Source organism: Serratia surfactantfaciens (assembly GCF_001642805.2).
Taxonomy (GTDB): Bacteria; Pseudomonadota; Gammaproteobacteria; order Enterobacterales; family Enterobacteriaceae; genus Serratia; species Serratia surfactantfaciens.
Window position 1 is genome coordinate 3038648 of sequence record NZ_CP016948.1, and the last position, 23498, is coordinate 3062145.

The 23498-nt window shown below is 61.0% G+C and carries 20 protein-coding genes and 6 tRNA genes; 14 read left to right on the forward strand and 12 right to left on the reverse strand.

The window, feature by feature from the left end:
* Positions 1-19 precede the first annotated feature (19 nt).
* Positions 20-472 carry a multidrug/biocide efflux PACE transporter gene (locus ATE40_RS14275; RefSeq protein ID WP_019453822.1) on the reverse strand — a complete coding sequence of 151 codons (453 nt, stop codon included), beginning with the start codon at positions 470-472 and terminating at the stop codon, positions 20-22.
* 98 nt (positions 473-570) lie between these two features.
* Here ATE40_RS14275 and ATE40_RS14280 point away from each other — a divergent pair, with 98 nt between their 5' ends.
* Entirely contained in the window at positions 571-1461 is an 891-nt protein-coding gene (locus ATE40_RS14280) for a LysR family transcriptional regulator (protein ID WP_025160151.1), read from the forward strand.
* Here ATE40_RS14280 and ATE40_RS14285 read toward each other — a convergent pair.
* On the reverse strand, positions 1437-3098 hold the full coding sequence (locus tag ATE40_RS14285) for an alpha-keto acid decarboxylase family protein (protein ID WP_063919972.1): 1662 nt from the start codon (positions 3096-3098) through the stop codon (positions 1437-1439). The genes ATE40_RS14280 and ATE40_RS14285 overlap by 25 nt on opposite strands.
* 189 nt (positions 3099-3287) lie before the next feature.
* Here ATE40_RS14285 and mgrA point away from each other — a divergent pair, with 189 nt between their 5' ends.
* On the forward strand, positions 3288-4277 hold the full coding sequence (gene mgrA / locus ATE40_RS14290; protein WP_063919817.1) for an L-glyceraldehyde 3-phosphate reductase: 990 nt from the start codon (positions 3288-3290) through the stop codon (positions 4275-4277).
* Here the strand turns inward: mgrA and ATE40_RS24750 are convergent.
* Positions 4269-4502 carry a hypothetical protein gene (locus tag ATE40_RS24750; protein WP_156785432.1) on the reverse strand — a complete coding sequence of 78 codons (234 nt, stop codon included), beginning with the start codon at positions 4500-4502 and terminating at the stop codon, positions 4269-4271. The genes mgrA and ATE40_RS24750 overlap by 9 nt on opposite strands.
* Here ATE40_RS24750 and ATE40_RS14295 point away from each other — a divergent pair.
* On the forward strand, positions 4501-4911 hold the full coding sequence (locus ATE40_RS14295) for a DUF2502 domain-containing protein (RefSeq protein ID WP_063919818.1): 411 nt from the start codon (positions 4501-4503) through the stop codon (positions 4909-4911). The two genes, ATE40_RS24750 and ATE40_RS14295, sit on opposite strands and share 2 nt — an antisense overlap.
* 40 nt (positions 4912-4951) lie before the next feature.
* Here the strand turns inward: ATE40_RS14295 and ATE40_RS14300 are convergent, their stop codons facing one another.
* Positions 4952-6187 carry an Nramp family divalent metal transporter gene (locus ATE40_RS14300; RefSeq protein WP_019453827.1) on the reverse strand — a complete coding sequence of 412 codons (1236 nt, stop codon included), beginning with the start codon at positions 6185-6187 and terminating at the stop codon, positions 4952-4954.
* Positions 6188-6564: 377 nt separating this feature from the next.
* On the opposite strand from ATE40_RS14300, the gene ATE40_RS14305 reads away from it, so the two are divergent.
* Positions 6565-7752, forward strand: coding sequence for a NupC/NupG family nucleoside CNT transporter (locus ATE40_RS14305; RefSeq protein ID WP_019453828.1), 1188 nt, complete (start codon positions 6565-6567; stop codon positions 7750-7752).
* 120 nt (positions 7753-7872) lie between these two features.
* Here the strand turns inward: ATE40_RS14305 and ATE40_RS14310 are convergent.
* Positions 7873-7948 (reverse strand) — tRNA-Ala (locus ATE40_RS14310).
* A gap of 59 nt (positions 7949-8007) precedes the next feature.
* A tRNA-Ala gene (locus tag ATE40_RS14315) sits at positions 8008-8083 on the reverse strand.
* A gap of 308 nt (positions 8084-8391) precedes the next feature.
* Between ATE40_RS14315 and ATE40_RS14320 the strand changes: the two genes are divergently transcribed.
* Positions 8392-9177 (forward strand): formate/nitrite transporter family protein, encoded by a 786-nt coding sequence (locus ATE40_RS14320; protein WP_063919819.1) that lies wholly within the window; start codon positions 8392-8394, stop codon positions 9175-9177.
* Positions 9178-9247: 70 nt separating this feature from the next.
* Here ATE40_RS14320 and gltX read toward each other — a convergent pair whose 3' ends face one another.
* On the reverse strand, positions 9248-10663 hold the full coding sequence (gltX, locus tag ATE40_RS14325) for a glutamate--tRNA ligase (RefSeq protein ID WP_063919820.1): 1416 nt from the start codon (positions 10661-10663) through the stop codon (positions 9248-9250).
* 294 nt (positions 10664-10957) lie between these two features.
* Between gltX and ATE40_RS14330 the strand changes: the two genes are divergently transcribed.
* The 8 genes from ATE40_RS14330 (at position 10958) to ATE40_RS14365 (ending at position 15679) form a co-directional block, all read left to right on the forward strand.
* A tRNA-Val gene (locus ATE40_RS14330) sits at positions 10958-11033 on the forward strand.
* Between the two features lie 29 nt (positions 11034-11062).
* Positions 11063-11138: transfer RNA gene (locus ATE40_RS14335), tRNA-Val, on the forward strand.
* A 39-nt stretch (positions 11139-11177) separates the two neighbouring features.
* Positions 11178-11253: transfer RNA gene (locus tag ATE40_RS14340), tRNA-Val, on the forward strand.
* 7 nt (positions 11254-11260) lie between these two features.
* Positions 11261-11336: transfer RNA gene (locus ATE40_RS14345), tRNA-Lys, on the forward strand.
* 202 nt (positions 11337-11538) lie between these two features.
* On the forward strand, positions 11539-12546 hold the full coding sequence (fepB, locus tag ATE40_RS14350) for a Fe2+-enterobactin ABC transporter substrate-binding protein (protein ID WP_063919821.1): 1008 nt from the start codon (positions 11539-11541) through the stop codon (positions 12544-12546).
* Between the two features lie 216 nt (positions 12547-12762).
* Positions 12763-13818 carry a Fe(3+)-siderophore ABC transporter permease gene (fepD, locus tag ATE40_RS14355; protein WP_019453832.1) on the forward strand — a complete coding sequence of 352 codons (1056 nt, stop codon included), beginning with the start codon at positions 12763-12765 and terminating at the stop codon, positions 13816-13818.
* Positions 13818-14855, forward strand: a complete 1038-nt coding sequence (gene fepG, locus ATE40_RS14360) for an iron-enterobactin ABC transporter permease (protein ID WP_063919822.1) — start codon at positions 13818-13820, stop codon at positions 14853-14855. Before fepD ends, fepG begins: the two co-directional genes overlap by 1 nt.
* A 17-nt stretch (positions 14856-14872) precedes the next feature.
* Positions 14873-15679, forward strand: coding sequence for an ABC transporter ATP-binding protein (locus tag ATE40_RS14365; protein WP_063919823.1), 807 nt, complete (start codon positions 14873-14875; stop codon positions 15677-15679).
* Positions 15680-15707: 28 nt separating this feature from the next.
* On the opposite strand, the gene ATE40_RS14370 is transcribed toward ATE40_RS14365, so the two are convergent.
* From ATE40_RS14370 to budA, 3 genes are all read right to left on the reverse strand, one after another.
* Entirely contained in the window at positions 15708-17294 is a 1587-nt protein-coding gene (locus ATE40_RS14370) for an ABC transporter substrate-binding protein (RefSeq protein WP_004936411.1), read from the reverse strand.
* 140 nt (positions 17295-17434) lie between these two features.
* Positions 17435-19120, reverse strand: coding sequence for an acetolactate synthase AlsS (alsS, locus tag ATE40_RS14375; RefSeq protein ID WP_019453835.1), 1686 nt, complete (start codon positions 19118-19120; stop codon positions 17435-17437).
* A gap of 32 nt (positions 19121-19152) precedes the next feature.
* Positions 19153-19932 (reverse strand): acetolactate decarboxylase, encoded by a 780-nt coding sequence (budA, locus tag ATE40_RS14380; protein ID WP_033643951.1) that lies wholly within the window; start codon positions 19930-19932, stop codon positions 19153-19155.
* A gap of 451 nt (positions 19933-20383) precedes the next feature.
* On the opposite strand from budA, the gene ATE40_RS14385 reads away from it, so the two are divergent.
* The gene (locus tag ATE40_RS14385) at positions 20384-21286 is read left to right on the forward strand and encodes a LysR family transcriptional regulator (RefSeq protein ID WP_063919824.1); all 903 of its coding nucleotides are present in this window, start codon (positions 20384-20386) and stop codon (positions 21284-21286) included.
* Here the strand turns inward: ATE40_RS14385 and eutC are convergent.
* Both eutC and ATE40_RS14395 read right to left on the reverse strand, forming a co-directional pair.
* On the reverse strand, positions 21265-22056 hold the full coding sequence (eutC, locus tag ATE40_RS14390) for an ethanolamine ammonia-lyase subunit EutC (protein WP_019453837.1): 792 nt from the start codon (positions 22054-22056) through the stop codon (positions 21265-21267). The genes ATE40_RS14385 and eutC overlap by 22 nt on opposite strands.
* On the reverse strand, positions 22053-23438 hold the full coding sequence (locus ATE40_RS14395; protein WP_063919825.1) for an ethanolamine ammonia-lyase subunit EutB: 1386 nt from the start codon (positions 23436-23438) through the stop codon (positions 22053-22055). The genes eutC and ATE40_RS14395 overlap by 4 nt, the downstream gene beginning before the upstream one ends.
* Positions 23439-23498 lie beyond the last annotated feature (60 nt).

Sequence of the window (23498 nt, forward strand, 5' to 3'; positions counted from 1 at the left end):
TCGCCGGGCTGACGACGCCTTATTTGGCGCCGGAATTGATCGGCTGGCGCGCTTCAAACCAGCGCTGGCGCAGCGTGTCGTACAGCCAGTTGTAGGCCATGGTGTACGGCAGGAAGAACAGGAAGAAACCGATTTCCAGCATAAACGCCTGCCCCCAGGAAATGCTCAGCATCCAGGCGGCGATCGGCACCCCGATCAGGATAAAACCGGCCTCAAAGCCGACGGCGTGCAGCGCACGCACTTTCAGGTTACGCACCACCCGGCTGACCGGCCACAGACGGTCGAACACCGTGTTGTAAACCATGTTCCACAGCATCGCGACGGTGGAGAGCATCACCGCCAACGCACCGACCTGCACCATTGAGCGGTTGAGCAGCCACGCGCCCAGCGGGGCGCAAACCATCACGGCGATGGCCTCGAAACCGACGGCGTGGACGATACGTTCAATGAGAGACTTGTTTTGCAGTTGCATACATCACCTTTTATTCGACAGTTGTTGCGAAAGCCAGGTGATTATCATCGCTTTTTTGGGTAGATTAAAAATAGATTCCATCGATAAAGTAGATACATATGCACTACTCACCGGAAGCGTTACAAGCCTTTGTGGAAGCCGCCGCCCTCGGCTCATTTTCCGCCGCCGCGCGCAAGCTGCGTAAAAGCCAATCCACCGTCAGCACCGCCATCGCCAATCTGGAAGCAGACCTGGCCTTGACGCTGTTCGATCGCAGCGCGCGCCAGCCGGTGCTCACCGCCGCCGGCCGCAAAGTGTTGGGGCACGTACAGGAGATCCTGGCCGCCAGCGAGCGGCTCGATGCATTGAGCATTCAGCTGGCGGGCAACGTCGAACCGCGCCTGAGCATGGTGTTTTCCGACACTTACCAGCCCAAGCACCACGACAGCCTGATGCAGCGGTTCGAACAGCGTTATCCGGAGATTGAACTGGAATGGATGATCGCCGAAGAAGGCGACGTCATCGATCTGCTGCAGAGCGGCCGCGCGCACCTGGGCATGGTGGAAGTGCAAAAAACCTATCCGCCGGATATTGCCTTTTCCCGGCTGCCTGAACAGACCGAAATGGGGCTGTTCGTCGCCCATCAGCACCCGCTGGCGCAGGTCGCTGCGCCGACGCCGGAACAGTTATCCAGCACCCGTCAGCTGATCCTGAACACCTACACCGGCGCCGAGGCGGCCAGGCAAGGAGGATTGGTGTGGTCGGCGCCCAGCTATCTGCTGCTGCTGGAGATGGCGGAACAGGGATTCGGTTGGGCGGTGTTGCCGCACTGGCTGGTGCAGCAATACGGCCACGGCAGGCTCACCCAGCTGCGCCCGCGCGGCTGGCCCAAACTGATTTCGGTGGATGCGGTGTGGTCGAAACTGACCCCGCCGGGCCCGGCGGGGTACTGGATGCTGGAGCGGCTGTTGGAAGACGACGCGGCTCAAGCGGCGGCGTTGCGCGAATGAATCACGCGCGAGAGGGTATCGAGCAGTTCGGGGATGTCCCTCTTCGGCAGCATCACTTCGATGAAAGCCAGCCGATCGCCGTCCGCTACCTCACGCAGCGCCTGGCTCAACCCCTCAGCATCGCTGACGCGCAACGCCTTCACCGGCCGATCACCTGCCAGCGCCGCCGGCAGCTGTGTCCAATTCCAAGCCGCAATGTCATTGTAACTCTGCTCCGGCCCGTGGATGGCGCGCTCGATGGCGTACCCCTGATTATTCAGCACGAAGATCACCGGTTTAAGCCCGTCGCGCAGCATCGATCCCAGTTCCTGCACGGTGAGCTGTGCGGCGCCGTCGCCGATCAACAGCACGACCCGACGCTGCGGTTCGGCGGTTTGCACGCCGAACGCCGCCGGTAAGGTATAGCCGATCGATCCCCACAGCGCCTGCACGATCATCCGGCTGCCGCGCGGCAGCGTTAACGTGGCCGCACCAAAACAGGCCGTGCCTTGATCGGCCAGCACGATATCGTCCGGCCGCAGGAAATCCTGCATCTGTCGCCAGAAAGCGTGTTGATCCAGCCCTTCACCCGCCGCTTCCGGCAGCGGCGGGCGGACGATCGTCGGCAACGGCCAGCGCGCCGCCAGCGACAGGCTCAGGCGATGCAGCGCCAGCACGGCATCTCGCATCGGGATGCGGTTGAACCGCCGCCGCCCTACCCAGGCTTCGAACGGCTGGATATCGATGCACTTTTCCATCGGCAGATGATGAGTGAATCCCCCGGTGATGGTGTCGGTGAAGCGCACGCCAACGTTGATCACCACGTCGGCGTTTTCGATCGACTGTTGCACCGCCGGATCGCTGGCGCCGCCGCAGTAGGTGCCGACAAAACCGGCGCGGTTCTCATCCAGCACGCCCTTGCCGAGCAGCAGGCTGGCGTGTGGGATCGCCACTTCCTGCATCCAGCTATCCAGCGCCGTTTCAACGCCGAAGCGATCGGCCAAAAAATCCGCCAGCAGCGACACCCGCCGCGCCCCCAGCAGCTTTTCACGCGCCGCCGCGATAAACGCCCGCAATGCGTTTTGCGACAACCCGGCCTGACGCAGCATCAGCGGCGCCGGTTTGGCCGGCAGCGGCGCTTGCGCGACGTCGCTGGGCAACATCAGGTAAACCGGGCGATGTTCCAGCAAGGCAGTAGCGATCAGGCGATCGATCTCCACGGCGGCGTTGTCGGCGGTCAGATTAGCCTGGGCAACGCTGACCTCTTTGGCGATCCGGGCGAAGTGGGTGAAGTCGCCATCCCCCAGCGAATGGTGCAGCAAATCGCCGGCGCGCTGGGCGCGCAGCGCCGGGGTGCCGACGACGTGGATCACCGGCAGATATTCGGCATAGCTGCCGGCTACGCCGTTCAGCGCGCTCAACTCACCGACGCCAAACGTGGTCAGCAGCGCCGCCGCCGGTTTGCAGCGCGCATAGCCGTCAGCCGCATAGGCGGCGTTCAACTCGTTGGCGCAACCTACCCAGCTGACCTGCGGATGCGCAATGACGTGATCGAGGAATTGCAGGTTGTAATCCCCCGGCACGCCAAAGACGTGGCGGATGCCAATCTGAGCCAGACGATCGAGCAGATAATCGGCCACCGTATAGATCTGAGTCATGATCATCACCTGTCTGCAGCTGGAGCGATTATCTTTAAGTATCGAAGATGTTGTTCAAATTTCGAACGATGGCTCTCGCCTCAATCGGCAACCTGGCGTTACATGCCGGCCTTGTGATCCTTCCCCCGGCAGCGCGGAGTGAAAACGCATACACTTAAAGCACTTCACCTCTCGTCGACAAGGATACCCATGTCCTACCAAGCCTCTCCCTCCCGTTATCAAGAGATGGAATACCGGCGCTGCGGCCGCAGCGGACTGAAGCTGCCCGCGGTCTCGCTCGGGCTGTGGCACAACTTTGGTGACGCCACGCTGTATGACAACGCCCGCGGCCTGATCCGCTGCGCCTTCGATCGCGGCATTACCCATTTCGATCTGGCTAACAACTACGGCCCGCCGCCCGGCGCCGCCGAGGAGAATTTTGGCCGCATTCTCCACGCCGATCTGCGGGCCTGGCGCGACGAGCTGATCGTTTCATCCAAAGCCGGTTACACCATGTGGCCCGGCCCCTATGGCGACTGGGGCTCGAAAAAGTACCTGGTCGCCAGTCTCGATCAGAGCCTCAAGCGCATGGGGTTGGAATATGTGGATATCTTTTATCACCATCGTCCAGACCCGGAAACGCCGCTGGAAGAAACCATGGCGGCGCTGGATCTGCTGGTGCGTCAGGGCAAAGCGCTGTATGTCGGCCTGTCCAACTACCCCGCCGAGCGCGCGCGGCAGGCGTTCGACATTCTGCAGCGCCTCGGCACGCCGTGCGTGATCCACCAGCCCAAGTATTCGATGTTGGAACGCGGACCGGAGGCGGGGTTGCTGGATGCATTGACTGAACATGGCGTCGGCGCCATCGCCTTCTCGCCGCTGGCGGGCGGCCTACTGACCGACCGCTACCTGCACGGCGTTCCGCAAGATTCCCGCGCTGCCAGCGGCAGCCGCTTCCTGCAGCCGGAACAGCTGACCGCCGAACGGCTGGACAAGATGCGCCGCCTCGACGCGCTGGCGCGGCAACGCGGGCAGAAGCTGTCGCAGATGGCCCTGGCCTGGGTGCTACGCGGCGATCGCGTCACCTCGGTGCTGATCGGCGCCAGCAAGAATGCGCAGATAGAAGACGCGGTGGGCATGCTGACCAACCGTCGCTTCAGTGAAGAAGAGCTCGCGCAGATCGAGCAAATCTTATTGTAATCGCTTACAAATAACGCCGCTCAATCGAGCGGCCATACCCCAGAAAAATCTCAAATCTCGGCCTGCGGCGTCCTTTTCAGAGTTGTTCTCAGATTCAACCCTAATTGTCGGCGCTATGATGCCGATATTGCAGTAAAAATAACGATAAGGCCGCTTTTTAAACTGATGAACGCGCTTCATAAAGTGATCAACGGCCAAGCCGCGCAAGCGGGAAGGAGAAGTCATGTTTAAACCTCTGCTCTTGGCCGCCATCCTGGCGGCGACGGTGCTGCCCGCCGCACAGCAGGCGCATGCCGAAGGCCTCAGCATCGATCTGATGCCGGGCGTTTCATTACGCATCGGCGATCAGGACAATCGCGGCCGTTATTGGGACGGTTACGACTGGCGCGATCGCGATTGGTGGCGCTCACATCAGGGGCGTTATCTCGGTGACCGCAGCCCGCGCGGCTATTACTGGGATGGCTATCGCTGGCGCGACGGCGGCTATTGGCGCAAGCATTATTACTATCACGAGGGGCGTTACCGTAAGTACGACAAGCACTACGATAAACACCACTGGAAGAAAGAGAAAAAACACCACCACGATCATGACCGCGATCGCTGGCGCCGCCACGGCGACGACGACCGCGATTAACCACGACGGGCCGGCGCAAAGCCGGCCCGCGCCGTTTCGCCTACAGCACGCTGCCGATCAGCAGATAGCCGTTCAACCCAACCACCACCACTACGATCAGTTTACCCAGGTTTTGCACCACCGGACCGTTGACCATCTCGCCCATCAGCGCCCGATTGCCGGTGAAAGCCAGCAGCGGCACCAACGCCAGCGCAATGCCGAAGCTCAGCAACACCTGGCTCAGCACCAGAATGCGCGTCGCGTCCATCCCCAGCATGATGACGATAAACGACGGCAGCATGGTCACCGCACGGCGCAGCCACAGCGGGATATGAAAATGCACGAACCCCTGCATCACCACCTGCCCCGCCAACGTGCCCACCACGGTAGAAGAGAGGCCGGCAGCCACCAGGCTCAGGCCGAACACAGTCGCGGCGGCGTGCCCGAGCAGCGGTTGCAGCGTCAGGTAGGCCACGTCGAGATCGGCGATGCCGCTGTGGCCGCTGAAATGAAATGCGGCGGCAGCGGTGGCCATCATCGCCAGATTAACGAAACCGGCGATGGTCATGGCCACGGCGACGTCGACTTTGGTGGCGGCATAGCGCTCCGCCTTGTCGTGCTCGCCACCGATTTGGGTGAGCGATGAATGCAGATAGATCACGTGCGGCATAATCGTGGCGCCCAATACCCCGGCGGCCAGGAATACCGCATCGCCGTTAGGCAAATCGGGCAGCGCCATGCCCTGCAACAGCGGCGCCAGCTGCGGTTGTGAGAACGCCAGTTCGACGATGTAGGCGGCAGCGACGAACAGCAACAGGCCACCAATCACCAGTTCCAGCGGCTTTTGCCCACGCTTTTGCAGCATAAGAATTAAAAAAGTGGCGATGCCGGTCAGCACCGCCCCCTGCAGCAGGGAGACGCCAAGCAGCAACTTAAAGCCGATCGCCGCGCCGATAAACTCAGCCAGATCGGTCGCCATGGCGATGATCTCCGCCTGTACCCAATAAGCCCATACCGCCGGCCGCGGAAAGCGATCGCGAATATGCTCGGCCAGGTTTTTTCCGGTGGCGATCCCCAGCTTGGCGGACAACAGCTGGATCAGCATCGCCATCACGTTGGCCCAGACCACTACCCACAGCAGGCTGTAGCCGAACGAAGCGCCGGCCTGAATGTTGGTGGCGAAGTTGCCGGGATCGATATAGCCGATAGCGGCGATAAAGGCGGGCCCCATCAGCGAGAGTTTGATTTTTCTGGCGGAGCGACCGGAGGTGGTTTCAACCACGCGACTGTTCAGCATATGTTGAACCCTTACTGAAATTACGTTTATCTCCACTCTATATAAATGATAATAATTATCAAGCGCATTTAGAGCGGTAAAACTTATCTCTGTAATAGCCAACATTAACGGTTTTATCGCCGGGTTCAGCGCGGAGCTGGCCGATTTCCGTGCTTTTCTGATGGGATTTTGGCTGCAATACCCCTGAAAGACAGGTTAGCACAAGAATACGAATTTCCTATTCCTGCTTTAACATCTTGATTTTTTATGCTTTTACGCAACACTTTAGGAGAACTCCCACTATGATTTTCCATATTTGCAATAGAAGTCTCGTTTTTAAACGTAGCGTTACATAAAATGACAGCCGAAATTCAGCCTGCCTCAAATTTGGAGCAAACATGTCCCATATTGCGCACTTTGCGTTGGCGATAGTGGTGGTGACGATCCTGGCCCTGTTGGTGTGCCGCGATCGCAAGAGCATCCGCATTCGTTATGTTATTCAATTACTGGTTATCGAAGTACTGCTGGCCTACTTTTTCCTGCATTCGGAAGCGGGTTTGGGCTTCGTAAAAGGATTCGCCGCGCTGTTTGACAAACTGCTCGGGTTTGCGGGACAAGGGACTGATTTCGTATTCGGCGGCATGGGCGACAAAGGCCTGGCGTTCTTCTTCCTGAAGGTGCTGTGCCCGATCGTCTTCATTTCTGCGCTGATCGGTATTCTGCAGTACATCAAAGTGCTGCCGTTCATCATCCGCATTATCGGCACCGTGCTGTCGAAAGTGAACGGCATGGGCAAGCTGGAGTCGTTCAACGCCGTCAGCTCGCTGATCCTGGGGCAGTCCGAAAACTTCATCGCCTACAAGGATATCCTGGGCAAGATGTCGGAAAAGCGCATGTACACCATGGCGGCGACCGCGATGTCTACGGTATCCATGTCCATCGTCGGCGCCTACATGACCATGCTGGACGCCAAGTTCGTGGTGGCGGCGCTGGTATTGAACATGTTCAGCACCTTTATCGTGCTGTCGCTGGTCAACCCGTACGACACCAATAAAGAAGAAGAGCTGCACCTCGGCAACCTGCACGAAGGCCAGAGCTTCTTCGAAATGTTGGGCGAGTACATCCTGGCCGGCTTTAAAGTAGCGATTATCGTTGCCGCGATGCTGATCGGCTTCATCGCCCTGATCGCCGCGCTTAACGGTGTGTTCAGCGCCATCTTCGGCCTGAGCTTCCAGGAAATCCTCGGCTACTTCTTCTACCCGTTCGCCTGGATCATGGGCATTCCTAAGCACGAAGCCTTGCAGGTTGGCAGCATCATGGCCACCAAGCTGGTTTCCAACGAGTTCGTGGCCATGATGGAGCTGCAGAAAGTGTCTGCCGAACTGTCGCCGCGCAGCCTGGGGATCCTGTCGGTGTTCCTGGTGTCCTTCGCCAACTTCTCTTCCATCGGTATCGTGGCCGGTGCGATCAAGGGCCTGAACGAACACCAGGGCAACGTGGTGTCGCGCTTTGGCCTGAAGTTGGTGTACGGCTCTACGCTGGTCAGCATCCTGTCCGCTTCCATCGCGGGCCTGGTGCTGGGCTAAGCCTCTCGAACCTACTGCGATAACAAGGCGCCTGCGGGCGCCTTTTTTGTTGACCTGCATTCGGCGAAGGTGAAATGACGCAAAGCAAAAAGCCGACCCTGAGGTCGGCTTTTTAAATGGTGGTGGAGCTAGACGGGATCGAACCGTCGACCTCTTGCATGCCATGCAAGCGCTCTCCCAGCTGAGCTATAGCCCCACAAAAGTGGTACGCATTGACCGGCGTTACGGTATCCCCAACCTTGCTGAGAAGAAGGTTGGTGGAGCTAGACGGGATCGAACCGTCGACCTCTTGCATGCCATGCAAGCGCTCTCCCAGCTGAGCTATAGCCCCGTTCCACAATCACTTTGTGCTGTGAACGGGGCGCATAATATGAAACCCGCTCAAAGCTGTCAACGGCTAAATTGAATTACTGAATCAAGCGTTGAAAAAGCCGCCAAATCAGCATGTTTGGCACCAAAAAATCATCACTTTGCGCAGAGTTCAGCCATTTTGAGCGTTACATCTCAAAATGGCGAAAGACCCTGCATATCACGTTGATTTTTAATTGACGGAATGTTAGTGAAATGCGCTTGAGTCGGACTCCTGCGCGGCATAGACTGCCCGCGCCTTAAACTTCATTACTATAAACCGAGTCCGTCATGTCTTTGCATTCACCAAAAGAAATCGCCACCCTCGCCGTTCAGGCCGGGGTGAACAAAAGCCGCGCCCCTCTCGCTAATCTGTTGATTCTGGGCTTTCTCGCCGGCGCCTTTATCGCTACCGGCTTTCTGCTGGATATTCACGTCATCGGCACCCTGCCGGCCGAATGGGGCTCTTTCGGCGCCCTATTAGGTGCGGCGGTGTTCCCTATCGGCCTGATCCTGACCATTCTGGCCGGCGGCGAACTGCTGACCGGCAACATGATGACCTTGCCGATGGCCTGGTTCGCCCGCGAAATCCCCGCTATCGCCGTGCTGCGCAACTGGTTTTGGGTCACCCTGGCCAACTTCGCCGGCAGCGTGGCCGTTGCCTACTTCTTCGGCCATCTGCTGGGCCTGACCGAGGGCGCGTTTTTGCATAAAACGCTGGCCATCGCGCAGGCCAAAGTGGATGCGGACTTCCTGCACGCCTTTATTTCCGGCGTCGGCTGCAACTGGCTGGTGTGCCTGGCGGTATGGTTAGCCTTCGCCAGCAGGGATGTACCGGGTAAAGTCATCGGCATGTGGTTCCCGGTCATGGCTTTTGTCGCCATCGGCTTCCAGCACGTGGTGGCGAATATGTTCATCATACCGGCGGCCATCTTTGCCGGCGGCATGGGTTGGGAGCAATACCTGCCTAACTTTGCTGCGGTATTCCTCGGCAACGCGCTGGGCGGGGCCGGCTTTGTCGGGTTGATGTATTTCCTCGCCTATCGCCCGGGATTGCCGGCCGGCGAACAAGCCTGATAAACGACAATAAAAAAGCCCCGGGATCGCTCCTCGGGGCTTTTTCTTTATGGATGGCGTATCAGCCTAATCAGGCCTGCGCTTCACGCTCGGCGATGTAAGCCAGCGCCATATCGATGCGCTGCAGCGAACGCTTCTGGCCGATCGCATGCACGGTCACGTCCATGCCCGGTGACTGACCGGCGCCGGTCACCGCCACGCGCAGCGGCATGCCAACCTTGCCCATGCCGACGCCCAGCTCGTCCGCCGTACCCTGAATGGCATCATGCACGTTTTCCGGCGTCCAGACGGTGATGGCGGCCAGCTTGGCGCGCACCGCTTCCAGCGGCTGACGTGCAACCGGGCGCAGGTGTTTCTTGGCGGCGTCGGCGTCGAACTCGCTGAAGTCTTCGTAGAAGTAACGGCAAGACTCCGCCATTTCCTTCAGCGTCTTGCAACGCTCGCCCAGCAGCTTGACGATCTCCTTCAGTTCCGGGCCGTTGCGGGTTTCAAGACCCAGTTGCTCAACGTGCCACGCCAGATGCACCGCCACTTCTTCCGCCGGCATGTGGTTGATGTAGTGGTGGTTCAGCCATTGCAGCTTCTCGGTGTTGAACGCACTGGCAGATTTGTTGATCGCTTCCAGCGTGAAGAACTCTTTCATCTCATCGATGGAGAAGATCTCCTGATCGCCGTGGGACCAGCCCAGACGCACCAGGTAATTCAGCAGCGCCTGCGGCAGGTAGCCGTCATCGCGATACTGCATCACGCCCACCGCGCCGTGGCGCTTGGACAGCTTTTTACCGTCGTCGCCGAGGATCATCGACACGTGCGCGTATTCCGGCACCGGCGCGCCCAGCGCTTTGAGAATGTTGATCTGGCGCGGGGTGTTGTTGATGTGGTCTTCACCGCGGATCACATGGGTGATTTCCATGTCCCAGTCATCGACGACGACGCAGAAGTTATAGGTTGGCGAACCGTCGGTGCGGCGGATGATCAGATCGTCCAGCTCCTGGTTGCTGAATTCGATCGGGCCGCGAATTTTGTCGTCGAAAATCACCGAACCTTCCTGCGGGTTGCGGAAACGCACCACGTGCGGCTCGTCGTCGGTGTGGCTGCACTGGCTGTCGCGGCAGTGGCCGTCATAACGCGGCTTCTCGCCGTTTTCCATCTGCTTCTCGCGCAGCGCTTCCAGGCGTTCCTTGGAGCAATAGCATTTATAGGCGGTGCCCTGCTCCAGCATCTCGTCGATGACCGCGTTATAGCGATCGAAACGCTTGGTCTGGAAATACGGGCCTTCATCCCAATCCAGGTTCAACCAGTTCATGCCATCCATAATTGCGTCGATCGCGTCCTGGGTGGAGCGTTCCAGATCGGTATCTTCGATACGCAGAACGAACTCACCGCCCGCATGGCGGCTGAACAACCAGGAATAAAGTGCGGTACGCGCGCCGCCGACGTGAAGATAGCCGGTCGGGCTCGGTGCAAAACGGGTTTTGATTTTCATTGGGTTCACTGCCTTATTACGCAACGCGTGTCGGCGGTTGCCGACGATTGCTCGGAATTGAAAAAAGAGTGGACGACATTGTATCACCACGCGCTAATTCCTCAACGCCGACACGATATTGCACCGGTCGATTTCACGCGATTTGCGGCCAGTTCCGCATAACATTGCGCAAAGAATCGGCGTCTCTGGCGATAATTATCGCGCCCTGCCTAAATTTGCGGCGAACGATTGAAATCATTTTAAAAACCGTTGACTCACTTTGAACTATCCCTATAATGCGACTCCAACAAGACGGGGCGATTAGCTCAGTTGGTAGAGCATCTCCTTTACACGGAGGGGGTCGGCGGTTCGAGCCCGTCATCGCCCACCATCTTGTTGAGAAAAAATGAGAACGAATGAGGGTGATTAGCTCAGTTGGTAGAGCATCTCCTTTACACGGAGGGGGTCGGCGGTTCGAGCCCGTCATCACCCACCATCATTCTCTCGTTTAGCAGTAACCTGGAAGTCCTGAAGTGGGTGATTAGCTCAGTTGGTAGAGCATCTCCTTTACACGGAGGGGGTCGGCGGTTCGAGCCCGTCATCACCCACCACTTCTGCGGGTCGTTAGCTCAGTTGGTAGAGCAGTTGACTTTTAATCAATTGGTCGCAGGTTCGAATCCTGCACGACCCACCAATTCAGAAAAAAGCGCCTTTTGGCGCTTTTTTCGTTTCTGCCGCACTCACTTTCCCTTCTTCTTATTCTCTCTATTCACCACGCGCTGAGATACGAATGGTTATCATTTTGGCCGCTTGAATGGTAAATTAGCGGGCAACCCCCACGGCCACTCCGCCGTCGGATTGATACGCCTTTGTGCAAGGAAAGAAAGAGCCCGCTCATGACCCTATCCTTACGTCAGCTGTTTATTTCATTCATCGCCGTTTCCACCTTGCTGCTCAGCGGCTGCGGCCCGGACGACAAGAGCGACGAGCAGAAACCGTCCGCCCCCGCTGCCGACAGCAGTTGGCCGCGCACCATCGACAGCGCCAAAGGGAAATTTACGCTGGAAAAACCGCCGCAGCGCATCGTGTCCACCAGCGTCACCATCACCGGCACGCTGCTGGCGATCGACGCCCCGGTGGTCGCCAGCGCCGCCACCAGTCCGAATCCCCTGGTAGCCGATAAACAAGGTTTCTTTACCCAATGGAGCGAAGTGGCCAAACAGCGCCACGTCGAGCGGCTGTATCAGGTGGAGCCGAATGCCGAAGCCGTCGCCGCCACCGCGCCGGACTTGATCGTCGTCGCCGCAACCGGCGGTGATTCTGCGTTAAAACTGTACGATCAGCTGTCTGCCATTGCGCCGACGCTGGTGCTCGATTACGGCGACAAAAGCTGGCAACAGCTGGCGAGCGAGCTCGGCGAGATCACCGGCCATGAGGCCGGCGCCAAACAGGCGGAAGATCGTTTCGAACAGCGCGTGGAGCAAGTGAAGCAGGCGATTACCCTGCCGCCGCAGCCGACCACCCCGCTGGTGTATGCCGATAATGGCCGCGAGGCCATGCTGTGGACGCCGGGCTCCGCCCAGGGCAAGCTGCTGACCCAGCTCGGCTTCCAGTTGGCCACTCCGCCGGAAAGCGCCAAAGGCAACACCAGCATGGGGAAACGCCATGACATCATCCAGATCTCCGGCGAGAAAATGGCCGAGGGCCTGAACGGTAAAACGTTGATCCTGTTCGCCACCAATGAACGCAAAGTGCAGGAGCTGTTGGCCAACCCGTTTCTCAAGCATCTGGAGCCGGTGGAGCAACGGCACGTCTACGCCGTCGGCAACGACACCTTCCGCCTCGATTACTACAGCGCCACCAACATGCTGAACCAAATCGAGCAGTTGTTCAAAAAGCCCTGAATCACGCTGTCGGCAGGCCAATCCCCTGCCGACGCTTTCCGCAAACGGATCGGCAGTTCACATTCAATCAATTGAAATATCAATAGTTATTAACATCCTCAACGCAGCTAAACCACGAACCGACGGGTGCATGCGGGCGTAAACTCGTGCTACTATTTGGCGCCCGTTATAAACGCAAATAGCAATGAGAATAAAAATCATAAAGGAGTTACCGGTGTGAACGTACCCACTCCGACTGAGCGGACGCTTTCGTCCGCGCCGCACGCAGCTTACGCCAGTGGCTTCAAACGCATCGCCGGGTTCGGTATCGGTTTGGCGCTGTTGCTGCTGTGCGTCATTGCCAGCCTGATGCTGGGTTCCAAAGCCATTCCTTTCCATACCGTCTGGCTCAGCCTGCAGGGCGTAGCGAGCGGTTCCGACAGCACCATCATTCTCAACGCCCGGGTGCCCCGTACGCTGGCGGGCATTTTGGCCGGCATGGCGCTCGGCGCCGCCGGCGCGCTGATTCAGGCGTTGACGCGCAACCCGCTGGCCGATCCCGGCGTGCTCGGCATCAACGCCGGCGCCAGCTTCGCCGTGGTCATCGGCATCATGTTTTTCGGTGCCGCCACCACCGAAAGCTATATGGTCTACGCCTTCGCCGGCGCCGCCGTCACTACCCTGCTGGTCTACCTGATCGGCACGCTGGCGGGCGGGCGCATCAACCCGGTACGGCTGACGTTGGCCGGCGTGGCTATCGGCGCGGTGCTGCTCGGCATCACCACCGGGCTGTCGCTGATCGATCCGCAAACCTTTGACCAACTCCGCTTCTGGCAGGCCGGCACGCTGGATATCCGCACGCTGTCCACGCTGCCGGTGACCGCCCCCGCCATTCTGCTCGGCTGCCTGCTGACGCTGCTCATCGCCCGGCCGCTGAATACCATCGGCATGGGGGAAGATCTGGCTATCGCGCTCGGCGCGCGCGTGGTGCTGACTCAGGTGATCGCGGTGATCGCCATCACCTTGCTGTGCGGTGCAGCAACCGCCACCGTCGGCCCGATCAGCTTCATCGGCCTGATGGTGCCGCATATCGCTCGTTGGTGGGTCGGCCCCGACCAACGCTGGATCCTGCCCTACTCCATGCTGCTGGCGCCGATTTTACTGCTGTGCGCCGACGTAGTCGGCCGCTTGCTGGCGGCCGGTGAACTGCGGGTGTCCATCGTCGCCGCCTTTATCGGCGCGCCGGTGTTGATCTGGCTGGTGCGACGCAAGAAAACGCTGGGGGGCTTGTGATGAGTCTGCCCCACACTCTGCATATTGGCCGCCCGGACGGCATCATCAACTGGCGCATGCCGCTGCGCCTGCTGCTGGTCAACCTTTCGCTGCTGGCTTTGTGCCTGGCGATGGCGGTTGCCGCGCTGTGCTACGGCACGCTGCAGCTCTCGCTGGAGCAGGTCTTTGCCGCGCTCAGCGGCGAGGCGCCGAAAAACCTGGTGACTGTGGTCACCCAATGGCGCTTGCCTCGCATCGCCATGGCGCTGTTGTTAGGCGCCGCGCTCGGCATGAGCGGCGCCATTTTCCAGTCGATTATCCGCAACCCGCTCGGCAGCCCGGACGTGATCGGCTTTAATATGGGGGCTTACACCGGCGCGCTGATCGCCATCACCCTGTTCAACGGCGGCTACTATTACGTCGCCGGCGGCGCGCTGGCCGGCGGCATTCTCTCGGCGCTGGCCATCTATCTGCTGGCCTGGCGGCAAGGCATTGCCGGCTTCCGGTTGATCATCGTCGGCATCGCCATCAGCGCAGTGCTGGTCTCCACCAACACCTGGCTGATCATCACCGCTTCGCTCGAGCGCGCCATGGACGCCGCCATGTGGCAGGCCGGTTCGCTCAACGGCATGACCTGGCAAAAAGCCCAGCCCGCGACGGCGTTCATCGTGCTGGCGGCGGCCGCCGCGCTGCTGATGGGCAAACGGCTGCAGCTGCTGGAAATGGGCGACGACACGGCGCGCGCGCTGGGCGTCAATGCCGAAAGCAGCCGGCTGTGGCTGATGCTGTTCGGCGTCACCCTCACCGCCGCCGTCACCGCCACCGCCGGGCCGATTTCCTTTATCGCGCTGGCGGCACCCCAGATCGCCCGTCGCCTGGCCGGACAATCCTCGGTCACCCTGACCTCCTCGGCGCTGATGGGCGCGGCGTTGTTGCTCGGCGCCGACGTGGTGTCCCAACATCTTTTCGCGCCGATCCAACTGCCGGTCGGGGTCGTGACCGTCTGCATCGGCGGCCTGTACCTGATTTGGCTGCTCATTCGAGAGGCCCGCAGATAATGAAGAGTGATAATGCCATGAGCCACCGCCTGCACGCCTCGCACCTGAAGCTGGGCTACGACAATAAAATCATCGCTGACGATCTGAGCGTGGCGATCCCCGACGGCGCCTTAACGGTGATCGTCGGGCCGAACGCCTGCGGAAAATCGACGCTGTTGCGCGCCCTGTGCCGCCTGCTGAAACCCAGCGCCGGCGAGGTGATGCTGGACGGCAAGAACATCAGCAGCTTCGCCACCAAGGCGCTGGCACGCGAGCTTGGCCTGCTGCCGCAAACCTCGATCGCGCCGGACAGCATCACCGTGGCGGACCTGGTGTCGCGCGGCCGCTATCCGCACCAAAGCCTGCTGAAACAGTGGACGCAGGCCGACAAACAGGCGGTGGAAGCTGCCATGGCGGCCACCAACGTCAGCCAACTGGCGGATCGCAGCGTCGACGAGCTGTCCGGCGGGCAGCGTCAGCGCGTCTGGGTGGCGATGGCGCTGGCGCAGCAAACGCCGCTGCTGCTGCTGGATGAGCCGACCACCTATCTGGACATCGCGCACCAGATCGAGCTGCTGGATCTGTTCCGCCAGCTCAACCGCGAGCGCGGTCAAACCCTGATCGCGGTGCTGCACGATCTCAACCACGCCTGCCGCTATGCCGATCACATCATCGCCATGCGCGACGGCAAGATCGTGGCGGAAGGGAAACCGACGGAGATCATCACCGCCGAACTGGTGGAGCGGGTGTTCGGCATGCCATGCATGATCATCGACGATCCGCTGTCCCACACGCCGCTGGTGATCCCGCGCGGCCGCTATCACTGCGACGCGCCGCAGGCATGAAAAAGGCCGGGTTAACCCGGCCTCGTGGTTATTTCTCCAGCGACACCTGTTTGAAGATGTGTTTGCCGAACGGGTCTATCTCGTAGCCTTTTACTTCCTTACGCACCGGTTCGAAGATGGTCGAGTGCGCGATCATCAGCGCCGGCATCTGATCGTGCATCACCACCTGTGCCTGCTGATACATCGCCACCCGTTTGGCGTGATCGTTCTCTTCGCGCGCCTGCAGGATCAGCTGGTCGAACGGTTTGTAGCACCATTTCGCCGAGTTGGAGCCGCCGAGCGAAGCGCAGGTGAACAGCGGGCCGAAGAAGTTGTCCGGATCGCCGTTGGCGGTGGTCCAGCCCATCAGCGCGGTCTGGTGCTCGCCGTTTTTAATCCGCTGCAAATACTCGCCCCACTCGAAGGTGACGATTTTGGCGCGCACGCCGATCTTGGCCCAGTCGGCCTGGATCATCTCCGCCATGCGCTTGGCGTTGGGGTTATAGGGCCGCTGCACCGGCATCGCCCACAGATCGATATCGAACCCCTGCCCCAGCCCGGCCTCCTGCAGCAGCTGCTTCGCCCGTTCCGGCGAATACGGATAATCTTCAAGCTGCGCGTTGCTGCCCCATTGGGTCGGCGGCAGCAGATTCTTGGCCGGCTGGCCGGCGCCGTGGAACACCGCGTCGATGATCGCCGGCTTGTTGACAGCCAGCGCCAACGCCTGGCGCACCTTGACGTTATCCAACGGCTTCTTCTGGGTGTTGAACGCCAGGAAGCCGATATTCAGGCCGGATTTTTCCATCACCTGCAGGTTGCCGTCCTGCCGCATGCGCGCCAGATCCGCCGGGTTGGGGAACGGCATCACCTGGCACTCGTTCTTTTGCAGTTTGGCGTAACGCACCGTCGCATCCGGCGTGATCGAGAACACCAGCCGATCGATCTTCGGTTTGCCTTCCCAGTAGCGGTCGAACGCCTTGTAGAGGATTTTTGCGTCCTTCTGGTACTGCACCAGCTGGAACGGCCCGGTGCCGATCGGATCGTTGTCCACCCGCTGCGGCGTGCCGGCCTTCAGCATCGCGTCGGCATATTCCGCCGATAAAATGGTGGCAAAGTACATGCCCAGATCGGCGACGAACGGCGCCTCGGCGCGGGAGAGCTCAAAGCGCACGGTGTGGTCATCCACCTTGACGATCCGGTCAATCAGCGTGCCGAACTCCATCGACTCGAAGTTGGTGTAGGCGCCGTTGGAGACCTTGTGATACGGGTTGTTGGCGTCCTTCTGGCGCATAAACGAGAAGATGACGTCATCGGCGTTGAAATCGCGGGTGGGGGTAAAATATTTATTGCTCTGGAATGCCACGCCCTTGCGCAGGTGGAAGGTATAGCGCTTACCGTCTTCGCTGACCTCCCAGCTTTCCGCCAGGCTGGGTTGCAGCTCGACGGTACCGGGTTTGAAATCCACCAGCCGGTTATAGATCGCCGCCGAGCTGGCATCCACCGTGGTGCCGGAGGTGAACAGCTGCGGGTTGAAACCTTCCGGCGAGCCTTCAGAACAGTAGACCAGCGTATTGGCCCGCGCGCCGCCGGCAATCGCCAACGCCAGCAGCCCGATCGTTATTGCTTTTCTTTTCATTGCGCTATCCCCAGTGGTGAAAAAACAGCCCAACGGATAGCAATAAATCATGTAGTTAGCGATGTAAAGGACAAATTCCGCGCATAAAAACGGGCAGGCGCGCAAGCGGCCTGCCCCGGTGAAACCACGCGATGATGAAATTAAATCATCTGGCTGAAGTTCATCTGCGCCATCAGCTTATAGTTGTCGGCATAGTCGACCGGAATGGCCACCACCACCGGCCCCTGGATCGCCATCGCCTTGCGCAGCATCGGCCGCAGATCGTCCACCGACTGTACGGCGAAACCGACCGCGCCGCAGGATTCCGCGTAGGCCTTGAAGTCAATCGGCCCGAACTCCACGCCGGATTTGCGCTGGTATTTGTTCACCTCCTGCATCTCCACCATGTTATAGGCGTTATCCACCCAGATGACGTGCACGATGTTGTTTTTCAGCCGCACCGCGGTCTCCAGCTCCATGCTCGACTGCATGAACCCGCCGTCGCCGGAGATCGACACCACCTTGTCGCCGGGGCGCACCAACGCCGCGCCGATGGCCCACGGCAACGCCACCCCCATGGTTTGCTGGCCGTTGGAGATCAACAGCTGGCGGGCGCGGAAGCTGTAAAGATAGCGGGCGATCCAGATGTGGAAGCTGCCCATGTCCACGCACAGCGTCACGTCGTCGCTGACGATGTCCTGCAGCTCCTTGACGATGCGCAGCGGGTGGATCGGCATACCGCCGCGCCGCGCGGCGCGCTCCGCCAGTTCAGTGCGTTGACGGCCGAGATCGGTGAGGATCAGTTCCACCTCGGGCGGCACGCAGACTGCCTCACTGAACGCTTCGGTCATCATGTTCAGCGTGGCGCTGATGTTGCCCACCAGCTCGACGTCCGGACGATAACAGGTATCGATATCCGCCGGCAGCACGTCGAGATGCACCAGCTTCAGCCGCCCGTGGCTGTTCCACATGCAGGGATCGTATTCGATCGGATCATAGCCGACGCTCACCACCAGATCGGCCTTCTGCAGCAACTGATCGGCCGGCTGGTTGTTGAACAGACCGACGCGGCCGGCAAAACGGGCGAAGTGATTGACGTCGATCACCCCCGCCGCCTGATAGGTGCCGACCACCGGCATATGGGTGCGGTACAGCAGATGGCGCACCGCCTCGCTGTTCTCTGGCCGGCTGGCCTGCAAACCGAGCAGCAATACCGGGCATTTGGCCTGGCGGATCAGTTTCACCGCCGCCTGAATGTCGTCCGCCGCCGCGGCCCCCATGCGCGGCAAGCGGCAGCCGGCCAGCACCGGCGCCGTGACCGGTTCATTGACGATATCCATCGGCAGGCTGACGAACGACGCCCCCGGGCGGCCGAACTCGGCGCGGCGGAAGGCGTTGGCGATCACCTCGGAAATCGCCGAGCCGGCGTGCACTTCGGCGCAATACTTGGTCACCGGCCGGAACATGCTGACGGTATCCATGCTCTGGTGCGTCTGCTTCAGGCTGTCGGCGCGCTTCACCGCTCCGCCGAAGGCCACCACCGCATCCCCTTCCGAGGTGGCGGTGGCCAGCCCGGTGATCAGGTTGGAACTGCCCGGCCCGGAGGTGACCAGCGCCACCCCGGCCTTGCCGGTCAGGCGGCCGACCGCCGCCGCCATAAAGGCCGCGTTGGCCTCATGCCGCACCACCACTGTTTCGATCGACGGTGCGTCCTCCAGCGAATCGAACACCCGGTCTATCTTGGCGCCCGGAATGCCGAAAACGTGTTTGACGCCCTGCGCTTCCAGGTTTTTCACCACCAAATCGGCGCCGCATTGCCAGTCATTGCCTGTTTTTTCCTGTGCCATGGTTCCACCTCCTAAGAAAACGATCGCCGGGGTTAGCCCTCGGCGGAACGAATCGCGCGGTCCAAATCCTCTGGGCAGAGGTTGGCGCGCAAGAAATCCGCATCATGCGGCAACTGAAGATTGAGACGGGTGATGACGCCGAACTGCAAGCGGCCGTGATCGAGCTGGTAGTCCAGCACGTGGCCGCCGCCGCTGCGGTCGTCGGTAACGAAATGTTCGTGATAGCCGGCCACGCCGATGCCCTGCATGTAATCCGGCGAGCGGAAGCCGACCAGCGTGCCGCGCCGCTGATGGAACGAGAAGGTCGGCTGCTCTTCTATCGCTTCCAGCATCGGGCGATAGGGCCGTTCCTGACGCGGCACGGTGCGGGTTTCCACATGGCTGAACTCGCCATCAACCCTTACCGCGCAAAACAGGTTCGGCGAGGCGACCTGCTCGTCGATGCACTGGTGCAGCTGCGCCTTGGTGATCGGCCGGTCGAACTGCTGGCTGACGCTGGGCTGGAAAAAGGTGACGACGGCGAAAGGGGTTTTCTGTTGCAGACCGGCTGGGCGGGCGCTGCCGTCGGCGCGCAGCTGGTGTATTTCCTGGTCGAAGGCGATCAGTTCGCCATCCAGATGATTGAAGGTGCCGAGGCCGAAATCGCCGTGTTTGAGCAGCTCGGCAATGGTGGTTTCGCCCTCGTAGACCCCGTCAATGAGCGCGCTCATCAGCGAGATTTGATAGATTTCGCCCTCCCCGGCGTTGATCGACTGCCTGGCGAAACCCTGCGCCAAATGGCGCGCACAGGAACACCCGTGTTTTTCGTTCATGACTAACTCCTCCACCAGCGCGGAATCGCGGTTCCGCGCGTTCAAAAGACCCACCGGCGGTGAGCCAAGATGCCGCCCAGGTCGCGTTCATCAGTTGGAACGATTCAGCCTGAGGCGACAAAAAAACCGGCACGGCTGGCCGGCCGATATCCAGAACTCACGGCATAATGCGTGACAGTAAAGGCTCACTAATCATTAATACCGAGTCGGATATCAAATTGAACGGTTAATCTGGTGTTGGAGCGACAATCAACTCCGCAGGCGGCTTGTGCAGCCTGGGAAAAACATCTGTTATTTAGTGCTAAGCGCCGCGAGGTTTATGCGTTTTCTCTCTATACGGCCGGGATGCGGCGGCGTTGAAGCCCGCCGTCAACCCGCAGCCAGAGTAGCCGCAGCGCCGCCGACAGAGAAGCGGGTATTCATAAGAAACGCTTTTGCATATAATGCAAAAATGAATGACGCCCGTTATGTTGAACATCTACCGATCTTTCTCGACGTGGCCCGCCTGGGCAGCTTTTCCGCCGCCGCACGCCGGTTGGGCATGGTGCCCTCCTCGCTGGTGCGCCATATCGACGCGCTGGAAAGCGCGCTCGGCGCCGCGCTGTTCGTCCGCTCCACCCGTGGGCTGCTGCTGACCGACGCCGGCGAGCTGCTGCTGACGCGCGCCGCCGCGCTGATGACGGACATTACCGGTATTCACGCCGAGCTGAGCGCGTTGAACGAAACGCCGCAGGGCACGCTGCGCATCAGCTGTCTGCCGACCTTCGGCAAAACCTATGTGTTGCCGTTGCTGCCGACGCTGACGGAGCGCTATCCGCAGCTGTGGATCGATCTCGATCTGACCGAACGCCAGACCGATCCGACGCAGGAACCGCTGGACGTCGCCATCCGTATCGGCGAGCAGAAGGACAGCGCGCTGTACGCCAGCCGTATCGCCACCCAACGCTGGGTTATGTGCGCCAGCCCCGCCTACGTCGCGCGCTATGGCCTGCCGACCGATCTGGAGGCGCTGCCGCAGCACCGGCTGATCGCCCGCTACCACAAACAGCAGCCGGCCTGTTGGGCGCAGATCCTCGACGCGGCGCTGATGAGCCGCTGCACCATGGCGCTGCGCTGCGACGACTTCACCGCGCAGCGTCAGGCCGCGCTGCTCGGCCTGGGTATCGCTTTTCTGCCCAACTGGGTGGTGGGGCCGGACGTGCAGAACGGACAACTGGTGCAGATGCTGGAAGATCCGCGCCATGAGCAGCAAGGCATCTACCTGCTGCGGCCAATGGCGAAGGTATCCGCCCGGCTGGCGGCCTTCACAGCCCTGCTGCAGCAAACCATCGGTCAGCCGCCCAGTTGGGCGTAAAGCGGCGTGACCCGATTGTGCAGCGCCGGGTTGTCGCTCTCGTCCTTCAGCTCGATGCCGGTCAATCGCCGCTGAAACGCCTGCTCCAGCAGCCAGGCCAGGCGGAACGCCGCCTGCGGATAATCCAGCCCCTCAGGCCGCACGTTGGAGATGCAGTTGCGCTCAGAGTCTCTTCTGTGCGAGTTCGGCTCCCAGGTCAAATAGACGCCCAGGCTGTCCGGCGACGACAGCCCCGGCCGTTCGCCGATCAGTACCGCCACCGCCCGGGCTTGCAGGCATTCGCCGATCTCATCCCCCAGCGCCACCCGCGCCTGATGCGCCAGCGCCACCGGCGCGACGGCCAGCCCCAGCGTCTCGAGGTAGGGCAACAGCGCCTGCAGCAACGGCAGCGCCTGGCGATGCACCGCCTTGGAGGAGAGGCCGTCCGCCACCACCAGTAACAAATCGATGCGGCGCGGCGGCAGACCGAGCAGCAGGCTGCGGCTGTCCGGCGCCAGTCGCCGCCCCAGATCCGGCCGACGCAGGTAGGCGGCGCGGTCAGCAGCCTGGCTGCGCACCGCCAGCGAGGGCCAACCGGCCTCGTGCAGATCCGCCGCCAGCCGCTCGCTGTCGAAAGGCTGATGCACCGCGTCGCGCGCCTGGGCATGGGCCAGGCCGAAGCGCAGCAGCTCGTCGGTCGGCAGGCTGGCGCCGGTGCGCCCCAGCGCGATGCGCGCATCGGTAAAGGCGCGCAGCGCGTCCCAGCTGTTGACGTGTACCGGTTTGCTCATGTGCGTTCTCCCTGCAGCGCCAGCAACAGCGGGTGATTGGCGGCGGCATCGCGCAGCCGCCCGCGCTCGTCGGTGATGTTCATCGCCGCCAGCCAGGCGGCGAATTCCGGCGCGTGTTTCAGCCCCAGCAGCTCGCGGATATAAAGCGCATCATGGAACGAGGTGCTTTGGTAGTTAAGCATGATATCGTCCGCGCCCGGCACGCCGATCAGGAACGTCAGCCCGGCGGCGGCCAACAGCGTCAGCAAGGTATCCATGTCGTCCTGATCGGCTTCGGCATGGTTGGTATAGCAGACGTCGCAGCCCAGCGGCAGGCCGAGCAGCTTGCCGCAGAAGTGGTCCTCCAGCCCGGCGCGGATGATTTGTTTGCCGTCATACAGATACTCCGGGCCGATAAACCCCACTACGGTGTTGATCAGCAGCGGCGAAAAATGGCGCGCCACCGCATAGGCGCGTGCCTCGCAGGTTTGCTGATCGACGCCGTGATGCGCGTTGGCCGACAGGCAACTACCCTGCCCGGTTTCGAAATACATCACGTTATCGCCCAATGTGCCGCGCTTGAGGCTCAGCGCCGCCTGCTGCGCCTCCGCCAGCAGCGCCAGACTGATGCCGAAACCGCGGTTGGCCGCCTCGGTGCCGGCGATCGACTGAAACACCAGATCCACCGGCGTGCCGCGCTCCATCAGCCGCAGCGTGTTGGTCACGTGGGTCAGCACGCAGGATTGGGTGGGAATGGCGAAGCGCTGGATCACATCGTCCAGCATGTAGTTGAGTTTTTCCAGCAGCGGCAGGCTGTCGCTGGCCGGGTTGATACCGACCACCGCGTCGCCGCTGCCATACAGCAGGCCGTCCAGCATACTGGCGGCGATGCCCTGCAGGCTGTCGGTCGGGTGATTGGACTGCAGCCGCACGCTGAGGTGGCCCGGCAGGCCGATCGTATTGCGAAAACGCGTCACCACTCGGCATTTCTTCGCCACCAGGATCAGATCCTGATTGCGCATGATCTTGCTGACCGCCGCCGCCATCTCCGGCGTTATGCCGGCGGCCACCTGCGCCAGCATGGCGCTGTCCGCCTGCTCGCTCAGCAGCCAGTCGCGAAAATCGCCGACCGTGAGGTGCGAGATGGGCGCAAAGGCGACGGCATCGTGGCTGTCGATAATCAGGCGCGTCACCTCGTCCTGTTCGTACGGCACCAGCGGCTGCTGCAGGAACGCCTTGAGCGGCACATCCGCCAGCGCGATGCGCGCCGCCATGCGCTCTTCGGCGCTTTGCGCTGCCACTTCCGCCAGATAATCGCCGGAACGCGCCGGCGAAGCCTTCGCCATCAGCTGGCGCAGGTCGCCGAAGCGATAACCGCGTTGGCCCAACGTTGCCTGATACATAGCCCCCTCCCTTGCCCTGCGTGACGAGATACAAGCCCTGCACCAAGTGTAGTCAGCGGG

Excerpts from the sequence above, each read along its gene's own strand:
- ATE40_RS14275 (WP_019453822.1), bottom strand. The coding sequence starts at position 472 with ATGCAACTGCAAAACAAGTCTCTCATTGAACGTATCGTCCACGCCGTC.
- ATE40_RS14280 (WP_025160151.1), top strand. The coding sequence starts at position 571 with ATGCACTACTCACCGGAAGCGTTACAAGCCTTTGTGGAAGCCGCCGCC.
- ATE40_RS14285 (WP_063919972.1), bottom strand. The coding sequence starts at position 3,098 with ATGACTCAGATCTATACGGTGGCCGATTATCTGCTCGATCGTCTGGCT.
- mgrA (WP_063919817.1), top strand. The coding sequence starts at position 3,288 with ATGTCCTACCAAGCCTCTCCCTCCCGTTATCAAGAGATGGAATACCGG.
- ATE40_RS14295 (WP_063919818.1), top strand. The coding sequence starts at position 4,501 with ATGTTTAAACCTCTGCTCTTGGCCGCCATCCTGGCGGCGACGGTGCTG.
- ATE40_RS24750 (WP_156785432.1), bottom strand. The coding sequence starts at position 4,502 with ATGACTTCTCCTTCCCGCTTGCGCGGCTTGGCCGTTGATCACTTTATG.
- ATE40_RS14300 (WP_019453827.1), bottom strand. The coding sequence starts at position 6,187 with ATGCTGAACAGTCGCGTGGTTGAAACCACCTCCGGTCGCTCCGCCAGA.
- ATE40_RS14305 (WP_019453828.1), top strand. The coding sequence starts at position 6,565 with ATGTCCCATATTGCGCACTTTGCGTTGGCGATAGTGGTGGTGACGATC.
- ATE40_RS14320 (WP_063919819.1), top strand. The coding sequence starts at position 8,392 with ATGTCTTTGCATTCACCAAAAGAAATCGCCACCCTCGCCGTTCAGGCC.
- gltX (WP_063919820.1), bottom strand. The coding sequence starts at position 10,663 with ATGAAAATCAAAACCCGTTTTGCACCGAGCCCGACCGGCTATCTTCAC.
- fepB (WP_063919821.1), top strand. The coding sequence starts at position 11,539 with ATGACCCTATCCTTACGTCAGCTGTTTATTTCATTCATCGCCGTTTCC.
- fepG (WP_063919822.1), top strand. The coding sequence starts at position 13,818 with ATGAGTCTGCCCCACACTCTGCATATTGGCCGCCCGGACGGCATCATC.
- ATE40_RS14365 (WP_063919823.1), top strand. The coding sequence starts at position 14,873 with ATGAGCCACCGCCTGCACGCCTCGCACCTGAAGCTGGGCTACGACAAT.
- ATE40_RS14370 (WP_004936411.1), bottom strand. The coding sequence starts at position 17,294 with ATGAAAAGAAAAGCAATAACGATCGGGCTGCTGGCGTTGGCGATTGCC.
- alsS (WP_019453835.1), bottom strand. The coding sequence starts at position 19,120 with ATGGCACAGGAAAAAACAGGCAATGACTGGCAATGCGGCGCCGATTTG.
- budA (WP_033643951.1), bottom strand. The coding sequence starts at position 19,932 with ATGAACGAAAAACACGGGTGTTCCTGTGCGCGCCATTTGGCGCAGGGT.
- ATE40_RS14385 (WP_063919824.1), top strand. The coding sequence starts at position 20,384 with ATGAATGACGCCCGTTATGTTGAACATCTACCGATCTTTCTCGACGTG.
- eutC (WP_019453837.1), bottom strand. The coding sequence starts at position 22,056 with ATGAGCAAACCGGTACACGTCAACAGCTGGGACGCGCTGCGCGCCTTT.
- ATE40_RS14395 (WP_063919825.1), bottom strand. The coding sequence starts at position 23,438 with ATGTATCAGGCAACGTTGGGCCAACGCGGTTATCGCTTCGGCGACCTG.